Origin of the sequence: Arthrobacter glacialis, from assembly GCF_002909415.1 — a bacterium.
Classification (GTDB): domain Bacteria; phylum Actinomycetota; class Actinomycetes; order Actinomycetales; family Micrococcaceae; genus Specibacter; species Specibacter glacialis.
Genome location: NZ_PPXB01000012.1, coordinates 43,767 through 60,986, shown reverse-complemented (window position 1 = coordinate 60,986; position 17,220 = coordinate 43,767). Strand labels below are relative to the sequence as shown.

Genomic DNA, 17,220 nt, shown 5'->3' with positions numbered 1-17,220 from the left:
CGTCCCCGCTCTGGGATCGGGGATACGGTGGCATGTTGTTCATACAAGTGAGCGGACGATGCCGGGCGGACGCTCAATTTTTGCAGAGCCGATTCTCGATGTAATCGAATGAATTGCCTGGAATCTTCATTTGCAACGGGGCAGTGGGCCTAGGCCTATTTGAACCCACACACGCGGGAGCCAAAAGTGAATGCATACTCGTTGACGTCTCACCTGGGTCCATTCTAGAGGCAGCCATCGGCCAGAAACATGATGTCCCTGGTGCCAAAACCCAATCGAAATGGTCTGGACGAGGTTCCATTAGCGCGCAGAAGGATTTGTGATCGCTTGGGCAGAGGCGAATTCGACAACGTATGACTCCTAGCTCAAGAACAATTCGAAGCACGCGCACTAGCTAGTCCTGACAGCTTGCTGATATCATCGGTCATGCTCTGATCGTCTAATTGGATAAGACACCTGCCTTCATATCCCTCTGGGGCCCTTAAAGCAGGAAACGCTGGTTCGATTCCAGCCAGCGCACGTGAACTCACTGACACTTGGACTGACCACAACACCTGCGCGCAAACACTTCAAGGAAACTTCAGGACAGAACAACCACTTTCTTATAACTGTCCTAGTAGGCTTAGATGCTGTGAGTGAAGGCAAAGCTAAACTCAATAAGGAATTTTCGACGTCATGGAATCCACAGGACGTTGAGCGTTCCGCTAATAGAAGCCGTGACTATGCCATCAAGACTTCTCTTGCTTGGGTCACCGATCTTGTTGATGTTTACCGAATTTCCATAATGAGACTGCCAGGAGCATTTACGGCAGAGCAGCTAGAGTTCATAAATAACTCCGAAAAGGACAATAAGACCAACAGTCGATCCGTGAAGCTCCAATCGTGTATCCGGGTCATTGGGGAAATAGACTCCTGTGACCTAGCGCTTGTTCAGCTGGGTATCTATTGGCGAAATAGAATTGTTCACTCCAGCGCATCGTCGACATTAGACAGTGATGTGAAAGGTCGGCTGCGGAAAAACGTAGGTTACTTCAAAGAAGTCTATCGTGGTCTAGACGTTGAGTTGGCGCTCCAAGCGGCGGTGAATGGTAACGCTCCGCGATTCAAGGAAGTCGCTTCAATTATTCAAGCTTCACACAGACTAGTTGAGGCGATGGATACCAGAGTCGTATCATTGCTAAGCGCGGAAATATACGCGGATTCGATTCTCCATCACCATATTTCTAAGCTTCCGAAGGAGGAATTATCGAACACGATGCTCAAGATCTGGCCTGGTGATACTCTCACGTCAGAAAGGAAACTTGGAAAGATACTGGAACAGAATGGCATGAGCAGGACTCCTGCCGCCTCCGCAATTCTTCCACAGAGCTACCTGGAAGAATTATCAAAATTATCTCTTGCCGAAGCAAAAAAGCGCTTTTGCAAGCCGTAAAACAGGGCTCGAGATCCTCTTGAATCTTTTCCCGCCCCAACTCCTTTAGGATGGCAGAAAGTAGTCAAGTCAGGGCTGAGGAAGGTAGCGTTGATCACGACGGCCTTGTGGAGGAGGGATCAGATCTAGACAATTCCATTCTCTCGCAAGGCCCTCACCTTGTTCTGGAACAACTCAACGACGTTCGACTCACCATGCTGTGGTCTACACCCTCAATTCCGGAGAGCCTATTTAAGTGATCTGGCGTATTGACCTGGAAAAATCTGTAGATGTCAATCACTACTCTGAACGATTGGGTGTGGGCGCACCGTTCGTACGACAATAATGCTCACGGCCGCACCAAGTGCAATTGGTAGCCAAGTTGGCATGCCGGGGACAGTCGGGGCAAAAATGGAAACCAATAGTCCTGGAATAAGCTGGAGGGCAGTGATACCAACGCCCCTCAATGTAAGCCTCTCAATATACTTGTATCCCCAAAGGTGAAAGAATCCAAGAAAAATATAGATCAACCCAGGAATAGATAGAAATAGCGCAAAACCAACAATTTGCCAAAATAGCGTGTCGGGTATTGAATCACGATCAATGCCGCGCAAGATGAAGTAGTAGGAAATTGCTCCGATAGGCAGAATAGCTACGCCGAAAAGCCAATTCCATAGAACTCCACTCAGGTTTCTCGATTCTAGTTCCGATTGTGTTTCAGTAGCAATATTATTCAAGGTTCATCTCCATTATTAGAAGGTTATACATGAGCGTGCGAATACCCAATGTTACATAATATAGCACCATATTAATGTGCCATTCACCAAAACACGTCAGCTTCACGGTGAAGTGTGCATGGCGTATGAATTTGTCAAAAACATAATTTCGCTGCTAGACGCCGAATCAAGCTCAACCAAATCTCAGGACTTGGCATCAAAGGAACCTTATATTTGTTATTGCTGGAAGTCTAGTTCGTAAAGCAGAACCGTCCTCGCAATCACTATTAGGCCATCACGCCTAGGATTTCGAAACCCAATTAGTCGCCGTGATTCAGGGCGTTCGTACCTCGAGGCATGACCCATGGCCCCACGAGAATATTTATCAGACGAAATACGACCGAACGATGAAGGAATTCGCAGTTCACCGAAATTGTGAAGCAACAGATCATCAGTCCATATTTGCGGCGCGATCCCATTCGTCCGAGTTTGTACGACTAAGATCACCAAGGCGATTCTCGCGTGTGGCAGTCGTGACCTGTTCTCGAAATTGAAGGTCAAATCGTACGTCGAGTCCTAATTCTAGCCATTTTATTGCTATGGCTGCAGGGCCCTCTTTCAACCATGTATCAATCGTTTCAAGCGTGGACATCGCTTCAATGAAATCCAACAAGGCAGCTGGTACGGATTGAAAATGCGGACTATCACGAATGTCGGTCGGAGATGCGGGTACTGCACCGATTTCAGGCACGTGAAAGGCAATGACCGAGCGCTTTTGTCGAAACAGCCATGGGAGTATGTGTTACGCAATGTTTCTGCGAGCCTAACTAGAGAATCCCTATGGCCTAGCGCCTGTTGGTCGCTCTTCCCAAAAGCACGAACAAACTTGTCTCCCCACTTGCTTCCTATCAAGGCGGTCAGGTCCTCAGACTCTGGTCTAAATTCCATGAATGGCATGATAAGCACAAGCGTATGTTCCAGCATGCTCATGTAGGCGTTGATGGCAGCAACCAGATTATAGAATCCTTCAGTCTGGTCTCTGAAAAGATACACATCACCGTCTGAAGCGCTATCTAGTGGTGTGTCTCAGTTTTGTTTGATGGCTTGGAGTGCGACGCGGCCGCGGGCGACTTTTTCCAGGATGGAGTCCGCGGTCGCGACCCAGATCAGGGGTTTCGGGTGCTGGTTGTTGACCTGAATGTATTCTTCAATTTTGCCGATCAGATCCGGCACTGAATGGAAGACACCTCGGCGCAGGGCCCTGTCCGTGAGGTCCCTGAACCAGCGCTCGACCAGGTTCAACCAAGACGATGATGTCGGGGTGAAATGCAAGTGGAACCGGGGATGTTTGCCCAACCAGGAGTTCACCTCGGCATGCTTGTGCGTGGCGTAGTTGTCCAGGATCAGGTGAATTGCCAGGCCCTTGGGGACCTACTTTTTGATGGTCTTCAAAAAGGCCAGGAACTCCTCATGACGGTGCTTGTCAACACAGGATCCGATCACTTTCCCAGTCGCCACCTCCAGCGCTGCGAACAAGGTGGTGGTGCCGTTGCGCTTGTAGTCGTGCGTCATGGCTTCGCCGCGGGCCTTCTTCATCGGCAGCGACGACTGCGTATGATCCAGATACAGCCCGCACACATCGATGAGCTTCTCGTCAAAGTGCGGGTCCGTGGAGAGTTTGAACGTTTCCACCCTGTGCGGCTTCAAGCCACGCGCCGCCCAGATCCCTTGCACCTGAGCCGGGGACACCCCGACCCTTGCCGCCATCGACCGCACCGACCAATGCGTGGCACCCTCAGGTTTGGAAAACCGCGTCAACTCCACGATCTCGGCGATCTTTGACGACTCATGAAGATCCGCGACAAGAAGTTCAGAGCAAGGGGAGGCTACATCCATTTCGGCCCTGCCTGAACTGGGCGTATCGGGTGTTGGTACCTCACCACTGCCCCCAACTTCCGTTACGGGCACCGGAGCCAGTATGGCCAATGCTCGTAGTCCTGCCATCTAGGGGTTCGTCAGAAGACCACAGATAGCAGAGCCACGAGCCACTTCCTCTACGAGATGCGAAAACCATCGCATAAACGCCAGCGAGCCTCCTTTGCGATTGGAAAAAAGGAAACTGTGACATTCTATAGAATCAGATCAACATCTTCCGCTCGTGGGCGGCCGTCTTGCTCCTCGGATATATTAAAAGAGACTTGATTTCCTTCCTTAAGGCTCGAGAAATATATGCCACCGATCAATGCTGTTTTATGAAAGTAGATTCTGTCATTCGTCGAAACGTCGCCGATAAAACCAAAGCCACGATCGAGTCGGCTAATTATGCCGTGTCTGCGGTCTTTTGAATCGGACTCCAATCTGATTGACAATTCTTGATCCAAGTCATGAATTTTCTTCATCAGTTTTGTCAAAGGATAGGACGGCGATTGACTAAGCATTTTTGCAATTACGTTCTTGAGTTTTGACCATCGATCTGAAGGTCGTAGCTGACCTACGCGAGAGAGAAGAGTGTCGTAGAATTCAGCTGCGGCATCTACGTCATTGGCCGCACGCTCAGCGTTCCACAGATAGCGGAGTGCGGCGGCGGCTGCATCACAGGCAGCATCTCGAATCTTCTTGTCAGCGGATCCTCTGTTAATCTCTTCTGATGCGAAATCATAGGCGCAGATGGCGTCATAGGCAGCTTTCACTGGATTGCGGTCCTCAGTCATAAAAGCTTCCGCACGCCTACAATAAGCGTCTGTAAGTGCCGTTACTGAGATCAGGCGAATCTGGCCCTCGGCATCTCGAACCGCAGCCTCGAGATAACCGATTCCCTCATCGTACTGCTTTTGCCAGACAAGAATTGATCCGAGGCTGGTAGCCGTGTCAGGAATAGATAATAGATCATGAGCTTTACGGGCAAATGGAAGCGCAGCGTCATTATCCATCATATTCCGCGCCAAATGACCTGCCAGAAAGTGAGATACTATGGCAATGTGTTCTGGCAGCGAGGCAAGGCTGTGGGCGTTTCGATAACTTTCACGTGCAGCAAGTTTGTTTCCCGTCGTCGCGTGCACGAAACCCTCTACACGATGCACCTCCCAAAATTCCGGATTCAACCGTTTCGCTTCCTCAATGAGTCGGAAAGCCTCATCGATGTTCCCTTTCTTGGACTCATCCAAAGCCTTACGCAACACGTGAGCTGAAGGAGCATCAGTTTCAAATCTTACTCTTACAGTGTTGGGCCCCAGGCGCCGAGTCATCTCCTGATTGGCACGAGCCTCCTCATCCCGAAGAAACTTTGATTCATTGATTTGGACGAGGGTTCGAATTGGATGATCACGCGGAATCATTGACCCTGCAAATCGTCTGGCTGTTTCCGTCAATTCAATTCGCGTAACCATCGCGTCGCCACCTGTAACCTGTGACCGCACGAGCGAACCGCGGGTCAGGTTCTTCAACGCAGAATTAACTTGGTCTACATCTCGTTCGAGCAAGAGAACGAGATCGTCCGGTGTTACCGGTCGCCGCAGCGCTTCCATTGCTACGAATGCCTCAGTTGATTCGACAGACAGGTTGTCATAGACGGAGCGAACACAATAGTCGAGAAGCCTATCCTGGTGTCGAATTGTATCTAGCGGCTGGTTGCCAGCTTCTACGGCAAGAATGAACCATCTGATCGCCAGTGGCGAGCATCGCAATTGACGAACTATTTCCATTCTTGTGTCATAACTAATATTATTCAATGCGTCGACACAGCGGAACTTTATGAGCTCATCTAGCAGTCTGAGAGCCGACCTTTCAGGCAGCGGTCCCAACGCCACCCTGCGTTCGAGTTGGCCGATTCCCTCCCTGCTCGTAACGAGGTAGGTAACATCGTCAGGAAGAGCTTCATACAGTTGCACAAAGTCATCACCACTAATTGTTTCGAGATTGTCAATAATAATTAGAGGAGTGAAACCTTCGAGCAATGTACTGAGATCACGCAAGCTGCCTTCGAATTGATCCGAAAAAGCGCTGGCCAATTGACTTGTTATTCCGATCAGCGAAGCAGCGGCAGTGCTTAGACTTTGTACACCAGTCCCGGTCAGACGTTCAGTTTTAAGCGACGACCACAATATTAGATCAAAAGGCTGCTCGGGATCATCCAATAGATTATATGCGACTTCCACAGCCAATGCGGTCTTCCCAATGCCGCCCTCACCGCACAGGGTGATTACCGTATCTCGCTTCCGTTTTAGGTCGTTACAAATCTTTGAAACTTCCGCGTCTCGTCCCAGCAGTCCAGTCTCATCGTATTCGGATAGTGGCAGATTGTGGCGTATTTTGTCTTCAACAGGTTTCAAAGCGTCATCCGGAAGCCACGTTGAATCGATACGTATAGCGTCAAGGGTTTTTGATGTTCGTTTCCAATATCGTGAATCAAATTTTCCTAAAGAGGAAAGTATTCTCTCTTGATCGCCTGGCGCCAATGGGCGACTATGCATTACCCGATGTCGAATTGGGACCACTATGTCCAATTCGACGGTCAGTTCTTTCGCATGTTTCGCGGCATCGAGTGGGATGAGTCCTCTATGAGTGTTGAGTAGATCGTATGCCGGACGTAAGTCGAGGTAATCTACGAGATCGTTATCATTGCCAGCGGGATCTGTGTCTCGTTTAGCAATTAAATTCGGTAGGAGAGAGCCAAATACCTCCGATTCGTCAAGCTCCGGAATTATGAAACGAGTTATGAGCTGCCTAATATCACGTTCAAATGCGTCGACTAATGCATACAATTGCTGAGAGCTCATTTATTCCTCTGATCCATTCCCCAAATGAGGTGTGCTACTGAAACTTCATCCAATGTCGTTGTGGCCCTCTCGGCGTTGTAAGAATCCACCTATTTCGGAGGAACCGCCGCCAACAGGACAAGTAATTACGGTGTAATCCAATCATCGTACCGGTTAGTCAGTGCCTCGTCGCGTAGATTGCTCTTCTCGTGCCCGAATTACGCGGTACGGACTTAGTAGGGTGACTTCAAAGCCGAAGCTGTTGCGTTGGTTGAAGTTTCTTGCTGCCAAACTGCTCTTGAGGCTGGTGAGCGTGGCATGCACCGTTGCCTCTTTCAATAGCTCCACAAAGAATACGACTTGGGTTGGCGGTCTGTCGGTCCTAGCATGGTTCCTGCCGTCAGTCATCAATGATCCGGGGGCAGACGATTCGTTCATGAGTCACACCTGGCCGGAGAGACCAGAGCTATCCTATTAGCTAGCCCCAGGCCAGCCAACCCCAACACTTACTGACGATTCATAGTGCACGATCAAGTTGATTGACCTCGAAGACTGGCCCTTGCTGAGTTTGAAGGTACTCCAGTAGTGCTGCACGGTAGGAACCAGTGCACTCCATTCATACCGCACTTGCCTCACCGAAACAGTGCGCCCACCACGGAAGATCCTGATAGCCGGGGAAGCACTGAACATGCTACCGGGCACTTTGCAGCGGCGAATACAAATCGCCAGCGGGGAGTCTTAGCTCGCTTGCCAAACTAACGACGGTCTGGCCAATAATTTGTGAAATTTGAAGAGTGAACCAATTGGCGGCCGCTACGTCGTTACGCGATAATTTCTCAGTGGCTTGATAGATGACATTGCAAGCTTCGTCACTACCTATGAGCTTCAACGCCATTGCGGGCCCGATCGAAGAGTCTCCAATTCCTTAGAGTCTCTGGGTTGTAGGCGACTTAACAAACACTGATGTGGGCTGTGCCAAGAAATCATCAACGATAGTCTTTGCATCATGGTCAAGCTCTGAGGTGTCAACCAAGTCGGCCAAGATTTCCCCTAGGGTCATGTGTTGGGCTAATCCAGCACGCAGCGAACCCTCGGAAACAATGGACGCAGTCAGCGGTTTTGTACGAGCAAAAGTTGCGATGGATCCGGTGAAATTTTTGCTCCAGTACTCCATCAACCGCTCTAGATTCTCCACCTTTCGGCCACAACTTGCCGGTGCACTGAGCAACTTCTCCTGAATTGCGACTCGAACCACGGTGTCCATGTCCGCTGCATTGTTCAGAATCTGGACGACGTTTCGGCGCAGGGACGGCGAATCGAGGCCCTCAATGCAGTGAAGAAGAAGTCGTTTTCGCAATCCGGGTGCACTAGTGGCAAAATTGTCGAGAATCAAATCAGTGCTGAGTTGTGCTCCGGGTCTGGCTATTCGATCTGCGACGGTCCCCTCATCGAACCCACGAATCATGTCAACAATGCTGTTTCTAAGCCACGGGCGAGAGTCGAACAAGTCAGCAACCGCAAAAAGCCACGTATTTCGCCAATGACTGCTGCGTCCAAACTCTTCCAGCCGCGCAAGAACTACTTGGTCATCTCCTTCGGTGATAAACCTTGCGGCCATGAATTCTTGGAAACTCCTGACTTCAAATCCCCAATGGTCAGTGGAAGACTCAACGAGTAAGACCAAGCGGTCAGTTGCCAGACCTACAAGGGCACTTGATGTCGTCTCTGCTTCCGCAACTTCATAGGTCTGGACATTGACAAGGTACTCCTTGGCTATGCCTCTGAGGTGATCCTTAGTCAGGTGTACGTCTGCCTGCCCAGATTTCTCAGATTCCACATGCAACCGGATGCCGGCACCATCATGAAGTTTGTCAATATCGGATTTGTGTAGCTCAACGCTGACACCTACGCTTCCGAACTTGTTGGTTTCCCGTCTAAATACCGTCTCGTAAAACTCGGCAAATAGTCTGTGCCGCGTACCTGGCGCTCGTACACGGTCTTCAAGAAGAGACGTCATGATACTCACTTGAAGCGGGCTAACCATGAGATTGGCAGTGGCTGGCTCCCTCGCAGCGCTTTCCAGCCGTGCGTAGATTTCTCGGGCTCGACTTGGCTCGCCTGGGTTTCTTGAATTTACAAGCTTCTTTCCATAGGAAAGCGCGTCGTGATGACTCAGTTCAACGAGGTCTATCTCCGTCGGGTCAAGGCCATCAAAATCTTGCTGATATCCCTGTGCTCTTGTTGTTGCCAAAATCGACAAATCGGCCTTTTTTCCTGCGGCGTCCGAAATGAACTGCTGAATTTTGCCAAGCAACCACACTCGAGTTTGCGCGTCAGGAACTTCGTCCAAGCCATCAAGAACAATCATCCACGGCCAGTCTGATAGCCACGAGTTGATATCCTTCTTGATGATTGTTCCTCCACCAAGATCATTTATTTGCTCGGTAATGTGCGCCTGGAGGGAAACATCTCCTTTTTCAAATAGTTTCTCACTGTACTTATTCAACTGTATATAGACCGGCCACCGGCGCATTGTGGGAAGAGCGAGTCCAATGGATCGTAGATGAGCCAGCGTATCGTCGAGGACAGATTTGTCTGCCGGAGCAAGTTCATCGGCCCGCCCTTGAAGAAGCGCGGCCCTGTATGATTGGCAAATCAATTGACCGATAGTCGATTTACCTTGCCCGGGACCCCCGATAAGAACCGTAGCAAAATTCCCATCGGAAATTTTTAGCGGCCGATTTCCAGAATTAATGACTGTTTCTGCTACTGAAACTGACCTGACCTCCCCTTTCTCATCAACAGGGTTTTTGCGATCTACTCCTGGCAGATCTATGCCTATGTCAGCTAGGCTTTCACGGTCAACGCCGCTGCCTGATCTGGTTAATCTTACGAAACGAGATGCGTACAGCTGCTTCGAGACAAAATTGGTGATAGTTTCTAGCGCATCCACATTTCGGTCTTTTTGGGTTTCAATAAGCGTTGCAATAAGATCGCCCGTTACTAACTGCCCCAGATATCTCCTCTGGATATCTCCATGATTATCTAGAAGTCGCGATAAGTGAATAGAAGACCAGACTGCCCAGCCTTCCAACTTCATACTCGCAGCGTGAGCTTTCATTGCACTATTGAGCCGATCAATGCCCCCGGAGTACTCGACAGACGACAGTCGAATATTGGTGATGATTAGGAAGTTCTTGGGTTTCCTAATGCGTCCCTTCTTTCCGTTCCAATCATTTACCTCCTTTGTAATGGTATTGAGCAGCCAATCGACGTCTCGCTTTCCTCCGTCTAGAAAAGCCTTATGTTTGGCTTGAACCACGGTATATCCATCCCATTGACCTCCAATCCAGAAGTCCGTTTCGTCCGCGGGGAAGTCGCACTTAGGCATGGGTAGCTGGCCGTCGTACGTCCATTCCCTCCCTCCATCGGTACCTATACCGAATGAAGTACCCCCGGGACCGAATTCCGCGCTACAAAGCGCCACAGCCATATCTTCGAAGAGAACGTTTCCCATTCGTACAAAGTCATATTCCATGACTTCACTTTAGTCCAGCGAGCCAGGCCAATAGCGGTTGCGACGCTGATCCGCTGTCATTATCTGATTCGAACTAGTATTACGACTTGTCAAGGAGTATGGCGGGTAGTTTGACCAGAGTGTTGGGTTCAAATTTCGCTTATGAGGGCCTGGGATGCAGGACGTCGAGAGGTTTTCTGCCGCCGCGGCCCAGAGGACGGCGCTATAGTGGTCAAATTCGGTAGGGCGTCTCACTAGGTGCGTGGGTCAGTAGGCAGAGCCGGGATTATTAAAACACCGGTGGATTAACCGGGGTTGTGGTGTGGTGAAGGGGAGAATTGGAGGCATGAATCCTGGTTCTTCTTCCCCTCGTCGGTTCCGCAGGAGGGCTTGTTTGATGAGGCCTTGGTCGAGCGAGTTGAGCTTGCCGATGATGATCCCATCGATACGCATGGTGGGGTGAACAAGCGATTCCGGCCTTTCGAGCCTGGGGCGGTGGTGCTGGTTCCGCCGTCGCTGGATAAGTGGTTGACGAAGAATCAACTGGCCCGGTTCATTGACGAGCTCACAGGCCATGCCCGGGTTATTGGGTGCCTTGTTGGTGGGATCATCGGGTTTCATATTCACCAACCCTTGCCCGAGCCCACTCCTGGTGATTTCCTCACGGCTGGCTGACGTTCAGGACGAGCTTTTGACTGGAGACTGTTGGGTGCAACGAGCACCACCACCCGGGAGATGTGTCGCACGCGTGGAGCAAGTCTTCCGGAGCCCAGGAATGCAGCGGCCCGTCGAAAGCGCAATCCTGGATGCTGCGCCGAGTTAGGAATGGAAAAACTGAAAGTGTGTGGACTCGTCCCCCATAGGACTGGCTGCTGGTGTCAGCATCCAATGGCGCCACCGGCGGCCCTAATTCTCCGCAGAGACCAACACGAGATCGAAGAAACTTCGCAGGCCTTGCGCCACATCCACGGTTTCCGGCGCCAGCAGCCATTGAGTTTGGAGGCCGTCCCACAGTGCCACCAGGGACAGCGCAGCCTGTCCCTGGTCAATGCCCGGACGCAGCTGGCCGTCCGCCGCCAACTCCGAGCATCGCGACGTGTAGCCGGTGCGCAGCCGTTCAAAACGGTCAGTGAAGTAGCTCCGGCCGGGGTGTACCTAGGTCACGGATTCAGCACACAGCACGGTGTAAAGCTCAATGACACTAGGGATGCTTTCATTGAACAACGCTGTGCGGATGACACCATCGATCAGTCCTTCCTCCGCGTCGGCAGGCATGGCCCCGGTAATCTCGTCCCGACGCTCAAGGACCGCCATGAGCAGCTCCCGCTTTGAAGGGAAATGGTGCAGCAAGCTGGTTTGGCTCATGCTGGCATGATCGGCCACATCCTGGAGTGAACCGCCGCTGTACCCCTTGGCGGCGAATACGGCATGAGCGGCGTCAAGGATGGACCGGCGTCGTTCCTCAGACTTGGCATAAGGCCCTCGCCGTCCAGCCTGGCCACCGTCTTTTGCGCTCATGACAGGCAACCCTAGAGGAGCTCAGTTCATACCGGAAGCAAACACGAGTAACCACTCGGCTTTAGTGTTGGGCTGGCCACATCACCCTGACTGAATGCCGCCCGCGCCGAATACCGCACCAAGGCCATGCTCAATGGGCCTAGACAAGGAGCCGCACACCATGAATCCCCACGCAACAGACGCCAGCTACATCACGGATCGAGGCCCGGGAACCGACCGTCGATTGCCAGCCCGCTCATGGCTGAACAGCGATGCTCCCGCACTGTCGCTCAATGGTGAATGGGCCTTCCGCCTCCTCACGGGGGCGCCCGGCACACCCGGTGGCCGCGGCGTACTTCCCCCCGGCGAGGCGCCGGAAGGCGTAGCCGATCCTGCCCTTGACGACTCCGGCTGGGACCGGATGGCTGTGCCCGCGCACTGGGTCCTTGAAGGCGACGGGCGCTACGGGCGCCCCATCTACACGAACGTCCAGTTTCCGTTCCCCATTGATGCCCCGCACGTCCCGGATGAAAATCCGACGGGCGACTGCCGGCGTACCTTCGACATCCCGGCGGATTGGTCCGAGGCGGAGCGAGTAGTGCTGCGCTTTGACGGTGTTGAATCGCGATACACGGTGTGGGTCAACGGAACGGAGATTGGGGTTGGCACCGGCAGCAGGTTGGCGCACGAGTTCGACGTCAGTGATGCCGTGCAGCCGGGCTCCAATGTTGTGGCGGTCCGCGTGCACCAGTGGTCGGCCGGAAGCTACCTCGAGGACCAAGACCAGTGGTGGATGCCCGGCATCTTCCGTGATGTGACGCTGCAGGCCCGCCCCAAGGGCGGGATCGATGATGTTTGGCTCCAGACACAGTTCAGCGGCGACGGCGCCACGGGGCCAGGCATCATTGACCCGGAGATCACAGCCCTTGCAGGTGCGTTTCCCGTTCGCCTGTCAGTTCCGGAGCTTGGCATCGACGTCCTGTGGCACTCCCCCGAGCATGTGGCGCCCGTGTCCGTGCCCGCCGTCGAACCTTGGTCTGCGGAGATTCCACGGCTGTATGCCGCCACAGTATCCAGCGCGAGTGAGCGCATTTCACTGAGTCTGGGCTTCCTCACGGTGGAGATCGTGGGCGATCAATTCCTGGTGAACGGGCGCAGGGTGGTGTTCCACGGCATGAACCGCCACGAGGCCCACCCCGACCGCGGGCGGGTCTTTGATGAAGGGTTTGCCCGGGCTGACCTTGCCCTGATGAAGCAATTCAATGTCAACGCGATCCGCACCAGTCACTACCCGCCACATCCGCGCCTGCTGGACTTGGCCGACGAGATGGGTTTTTGGGTGATTTTGGAGTGCGATCTGGAGACCCACGGCTTCTCCGATGTGGACTGGGTGGGCAACCCCAGCGACGATCCCGCGTGGCGCGACGCCTTCGTGGACTGGATGGAGCGCACGGTGGAACGCGACAAAAACCACCCCTCCATCGTGATGTGGTCCCTGGGCAACGAGTCGGGCACCGGCGCCAACCTGGCTGCAGTGTCCGCATGGACGCACGCGCGAGATGCAAGCCGTCCGGTGCACTACGAAGGCGACTACACCGGTGCTTACACGGACGTTTACTCACGCATGTACTCCTCCGTGCCGGAGACGGATGCCATTGGCCGCAACGACTCCGACTCCCTCGTGCTTGGCTGCTCCGCCGCGGAGTCGGCCCGCCAGCGCAGCAAGCCCTTCATCCTGTGTGAATACGTTCACGCCATGGGCAACGGTCCGGGCGCCATGGACCAGTACGAGGACCTGGTGGACCGTTACCCGCGTCTGCATGGCGGCTTTGTCTGGGGGTGGCGGGACCACGGCATTCGCGCCACCACTGCCGATGGCACGGACTACTACGCCTATGGCGGAGATTTTGGTGAGGTGGTCCACGACGGCAACTTCGTCATGGATGGCATGATCCTCTCCGACTCCACCCCTACGCCGGGCTTGTTTGAATACAAACAGATTGTGGCGCCCATCCGTCTTGGCTTCGAGATGGAGGCGCACGACGGCGGGACTCGCCGTTTCGTGACGATCGCCAATCTGCGGCACTCGGCTGATGCCTCGGACATTGCGCTGCGGTGGCGTACCGAGGTGGATGGGATGCCGCATGAATCGGGCACTCTTGAGTTTGGCGATTCCGACGGCGGGCCCCTTGCCGCCGGAGCAACAGGGCGCTGCGAACTGCCGCACTTTGATGCTGCGGCGGACGGAGAGGTGTGGCTGAGCGTTGAGGCCGTGCTGCGCAGCGACACCGTCTGGGCGGCGGCTGGACATGTTGTCTCCACGGCGCAGTTGGATCTCAGCAGCAGGGCAGTCTCGCTGGGCCGGCAGAATGGTCCGCGTCCCCTTGCCGCCGGGTGGCCAGCCGCTGCAGCGCACAAAACTTCTGCTGCAGCGGCTGGGACAATCACCCTAGGACCGGCCACCTTTGAGGACGGCCGGCTGGTCTCCCAGGCGGGACGGGAAGTCTCAGCGCCACGCCTGGAGCTGTGGCGGGCGCCCATCGACAATGACAAGGGCGCGAATTTCGGCAGCTATGACTTGGCCGACCCCTGGTTGAACAACTGCACTGGCGTCCCGGCCCCGTCCAATGTGAGTGTCTGGCGGGCGGCTGGCCTGGACCGGCTCCAGGCCCGGGTTGACGTTGTGGCCGGTGATGAGGAAAGCGTTCTTGTCCGGACCCGCTACGCCCCGGCCAACAGTGCGCATTCGGTGACAGTCCAGGAGCATTGGCAGCTGGTTGACGGCGAGCTGTGGCTGCGCGCGGACATTGCACCCAGTTCCGGTTGGAACATGGTGTGGCCACGGGTGGGGCTCCGATTCGCCCTGCCCGCCACTGTTGACGGCGCCTCCTGGTTTGGTGCGGGACCGCGGGAGTCCTACCCGGACAGCATGCGTTCGGCCCTGGTTGGCCGGCATGCGGCGGCCATTGATGAACTAGCAGTGCCTTACGCCATGCCCCAGGAAACCGGGCACCGCAGCGCCATGCGGTCCCTGGAGCTGAACAACAACGGTGATTCGTGGCTGGCCATTCGTGCCGTGGCCGATGCCCAGGGCCGGCTGCCGGGCTTCACGTTGTCGCGGCACACCGCCCAGGAGATCTCCGATGCGGCCCACCCCCACGAGCTTCCAGTCAGCCAGCACAGCTACCTCTACTTGGACGCCGCGCAGCACGGCCTGGGGTCACGGGCCTGCGGACCCGATGTGTGGCCGGACTTTGCGCTCCGACCGGAAGCACGCACGCTGACGTTGCGGATTGCGGCGGCGCGCTAGACGGGTCCCCGCTTTGGGCGCCTTGCCCACGAAGGGCCCCTGGTTCATGAAGTCCACAGTTCGGATTCCATGAGCCAGGGGCCCTTCGCTGTCTTTAAGGGTGAAGCTAGCTGAAGGTCTTGCCCAGCAGATCCACGAGCTGGGTGGAGCTGTAGTAATCCAGGCGGAATGATGTGGGCCCCATGGCGTAGACCGAGCCGGACTTCACCGAGGGCAGATTGGCCAGCACCTTTTCGCTTTCAAAGGTCTTCACAAGTGTTTCGTCCGCACTGAGCAGGAACACAGTGTTTCCGTTGGCCGCCTTGGTCAAGTTCTCAAAGGAGACAAACGCAAAGTCCTGGCGTACCTTCTCGCTGGTGTCCAAGCCCTCGGGAACGTCGGCGATCTTGAAGCCCAGGGATTCCAGCACTGCAGCGTGGCTGCCGGTCTTCTTGGCAACGCCGTTGTCCTGGCCGGCGCCATTGAAACTGACAATGTTGGATTCGCCGGCGGGTAGTTTGATCTTGGCGGCTACGTCCTTGACATGGACGTCGTACTTGGCGACGGCCGCACCGGCCGAGCTCTCAGTGCCGGTGGCCTTGCCCAATTCCAGGGCCAGGTCCTGCCAGGACTGGCTGCCGTAGTTCACCACGATCGTGGGTGCAATGGCACTGAGTTCCTTGTAGTGGTCGGCCGCGCTGTCGGCTCCCGAGGTGGATACGACAATCAAATCAGGGGCCGCAGCAACTACTGCTTCAAGATCGAACTCGAGGTTGGGATAGAGCACGCCAACGCTGCGTTCCTGGGCAACTTCGGCCCACTGGGAGAAGAAGCCCTGCTTGTCTGTGACGTCGCTGGGGTTGGTGGCAGCGGAGGTGGTGACCGGGGCGTCGATGGCCAGCAGGGTCCCCGTCACGCTCAGCGAAGTGGAGGCAATGTTTTTGGGCTTGGTGGGGATCACTGTTTCGCCGGCCTCGTGGGTGATGGTGCGCGGCCAAGAGGCATCGCTGGCCGCAGCGGTGGCGCCAGCACTGGCGTTGGCGTTGCTTGCCTCACCCGCTCCGGAGCAGCCACTGAGGGCTATGCCGGCTGCAGCAAGGGCTGCGAACAAGGGAAGGATTGTGCGCTGAAACTTCACAGTATTGTCTCCTCGACAGGTGGTGCGTGATGGTGTGGACTGATGCGTCCTGAGGGGTTCGAGCGCCGCATTTTCGTGCGCTCGTCGATGAAAACTTAGCCTAGCCTACCCTTAGTTCCTAATGGGCCATGTTTGTGTTGCGTAATTGATAATGTGAGTCGCTGAGAATGTCGTTTCGTGACATATGACGTCGGCAGTTCCACTCACAGCCAGCGCCGCCGAGTAACCTTGCGGGGCTTGAATCAGCTGCACAGTTACTGGTTGAAGGCCCGCAACCACGGCCGTGGAGTGTGTGCCAGCCCCAGCAAAGTCCATTTGTGCAGGGTCCCTTAGCAGCCCCTCACCGGAGGCTTTGAGCACTGCTTCCTTGCGGACCCAAAAGTCTGCCCGCTGCCGGGCGCGCATGGCGGGCGGCAGGATGGCCACTACTGAACGTTCCTGCGCGGAAAGAGCTACCCGGTCAAAGCCGGTGAAATCCGTGGCCCGGTGTTCCTCCACATCAACGCCAATGGAAGCTCCCTGGGTCACGGCCACAATGACCTGACAGCCGGCATGGGAAACGTTGGCCTGTAGCGGCCTGGCCAATCCGGCCACGGTCCCGTGGCGCAGCACGGGCTTGCCACCCTGCCCCTCCGGGGCCAGCAAGCTGACGCTGAAAGGATCGATACCAAACTCTTGCGCCAACAGGTGTTTTAGCAGCACGCGGGCCGTGGCGGAACGGTATCCGTCCGCGGGCTGCCGTTTCACAGCCACCATGGACTGTTCCGCCGGGCTCAGGAGCACCGACTGGGACGTTGACGGTTCAACTGCTGCCTGAGCAAACCACACAACGGCAGCCGGGGACCATGTCTCCCCGACGCCGGACGGCGTAGGCTCCCTCACGCCGTGCCCATTCCCC

At 54.9% G+C, this 17,220-nt stretch carries 10 protein-coding genes, 1 tRNA gene and 2 pseudogenes; 4 read left to right on the top strand and 9 right to left on the bottom strand.

From position 1 onward, the window contains the following. Positions 1-427 precede the first annotated feature (427 nt). Positions 428-520: transfer RNA gene (locus CVS28_RS19785), tRNA-OTHER, on the top strand. Next, positions 521-1,432, top strand: coding sequence for a hypothetical protein (locus CVS28_RS14270; protein ID WP_133159149.1), 912 nt, complete (start codon positions 521-523; stop codon positions 1,430-1,432). Between the two features lie 272 nt (positions 1,433-1,704). On the opposite strand, the gene CVS28_RS19460 is transcribed toward CVS28_RS14270, so the two are convergent. From CVS28_RS19460 to CVS28_RS14250, 5 genes and pseudogenes are all read right to left on the bottom strand, one after another. Then, positions 1,705-2,148 (bottom strand): hypothetical protein, encoded by a 444-nt coding sequence (locus CVS28_RS19460; RefSeq protein WP_133159148.1) that lies wholly within the window; start codon positions 2,146-2,148, stop codon positions 1,705-1,707. A gap of 430 nt (positions 2,149-2,578) precedes the next feature. Continuing rightward, complete coding sequence (locus CVS28_RS19955; RefSeq protein WP_207797219.1) at positions 2,579-2,878, bottom strand: hypothetical protein; 300 nt, start codon at positions 2,876-2,878, stop codon at positions 2,579-2,581. A 335-nt stretch (positions 2,879-3,213) separates the two neighbouring features. Next, positions 3,214-3,966: pseudogene (locus tag CVS28_RS14265) on the bottom strand (IS630 family transposase); the annotation flags it as partial. Positions 3,967-4,256: 290 nt separating this feature from the next. After that, positions 4,257-6,902 (bottom strand): cold shock domain-containing protein, encoded by a 2,646-nt coding sequence (locus tag CVS28_RS14260; RefSeq protein ID WP_103481957.1) that lies wholly within the window; start codon positions 6,900-6,902, stop codon positions 4,257-4,259. A gap of 904 nt (positions 6,903-7,806) precedes the next feature. Beyond that, complete coding sequence (locus CVS28_RS14250; RefSeq protein WP_133159147.1) at positions 7,807-10,419, bottom strand: NACHT domain-containing protein; 2,613 nt, start codon at positions 10,417-10,419, stop codon at positions 7,807-7,809. 369 nt (positions 10,420-10,788) lie between these two features. On the opposite strand from CVS28_RS14250, the gene CVS28_RS19950 reads away from it, so the two are divergent. Beyond that, positions 10,789-11,073, top strand: coding sequence for a hypothetical protein (locus CVS28_RS19950; RefSeq protein WP_103481954.1), 285 nt, complete (start codon positions 10,789-10,791; stop codon positions 11,071-11,073). Between the two features lie 231 nt (positions 11,074-11,304). On the opposite strand, the pseudogene CVS28_RS20185 reads toward CVS28_RS19950, so the two are convergent. Then, positions 11,305-11,514, bottom strand: a pseudogene (locus CVS28_RS20185) (TetR family transcriptional regulator C-terminal domain-containing protein); the annotation flags it as partial. 39 nt (positions 11,515-11,553) lie between these two features. Beyond that, positions 11,554-11,916, bottom strand: coding sequence for a TetR/AcrR family transcriptional regulator (locus CVS28_RS20180; RefSeq protein ID WP_243399903.1), 363 nt, complete (start codon positions 11,914-11,916; stop codon positions 11,554-11,556). A gap of 160 nt (positions 11,917-12,076) precedes the next feature. Here CVS28_RS20180 and CVS28_RS14235 point away from each other — a divergent pair, with 160 nt between their 5' ends. Then, entirely contained in the window at positions 12,077-15,205 is a 3,129-nt protein-coding gene (locus CVS28_RS14235; protein WP_103481953.1) for a glycoside hydrolase family 2 TIM barrel-domain containing protein, read from the top strand. A 106-nt stretch (positions 15,206-15,311) separates the two neighbouring features. On the opposite strand, the gene fepB is transcribed toward CVS28_RS14235, so the two are convergent. Together fepB and CVS28_RS14225 are read right to left on the bottom strand one after the other, a co-directional pair. After that, on the bottom strand, positions 15,312-16,322 hold the full coding sequence (gene fepB, locus CVS28_RS14230) for a Fe2+-enterobactin ABC transporter substrate-binding protein (protein WP_103481952.1): 1,011 nt from the start codon (positions 16,320-16,322) through the stop codon (positions 15,312-15,314). 111 nt (positions 16,323-16,433) lie between these two features. Beyond that, entirely contained in the window at positions 16,434-17,204 is a 771-nt protein-coding gene (locus tag CVS28_RS14225) for a 4'-phosphopantetheinyl transferase family protein (protein WP_165788168.1), read from the bottom strand. Between the last annotated feature and the right edge of the window lie 16 nt (positions 17,205-17,220).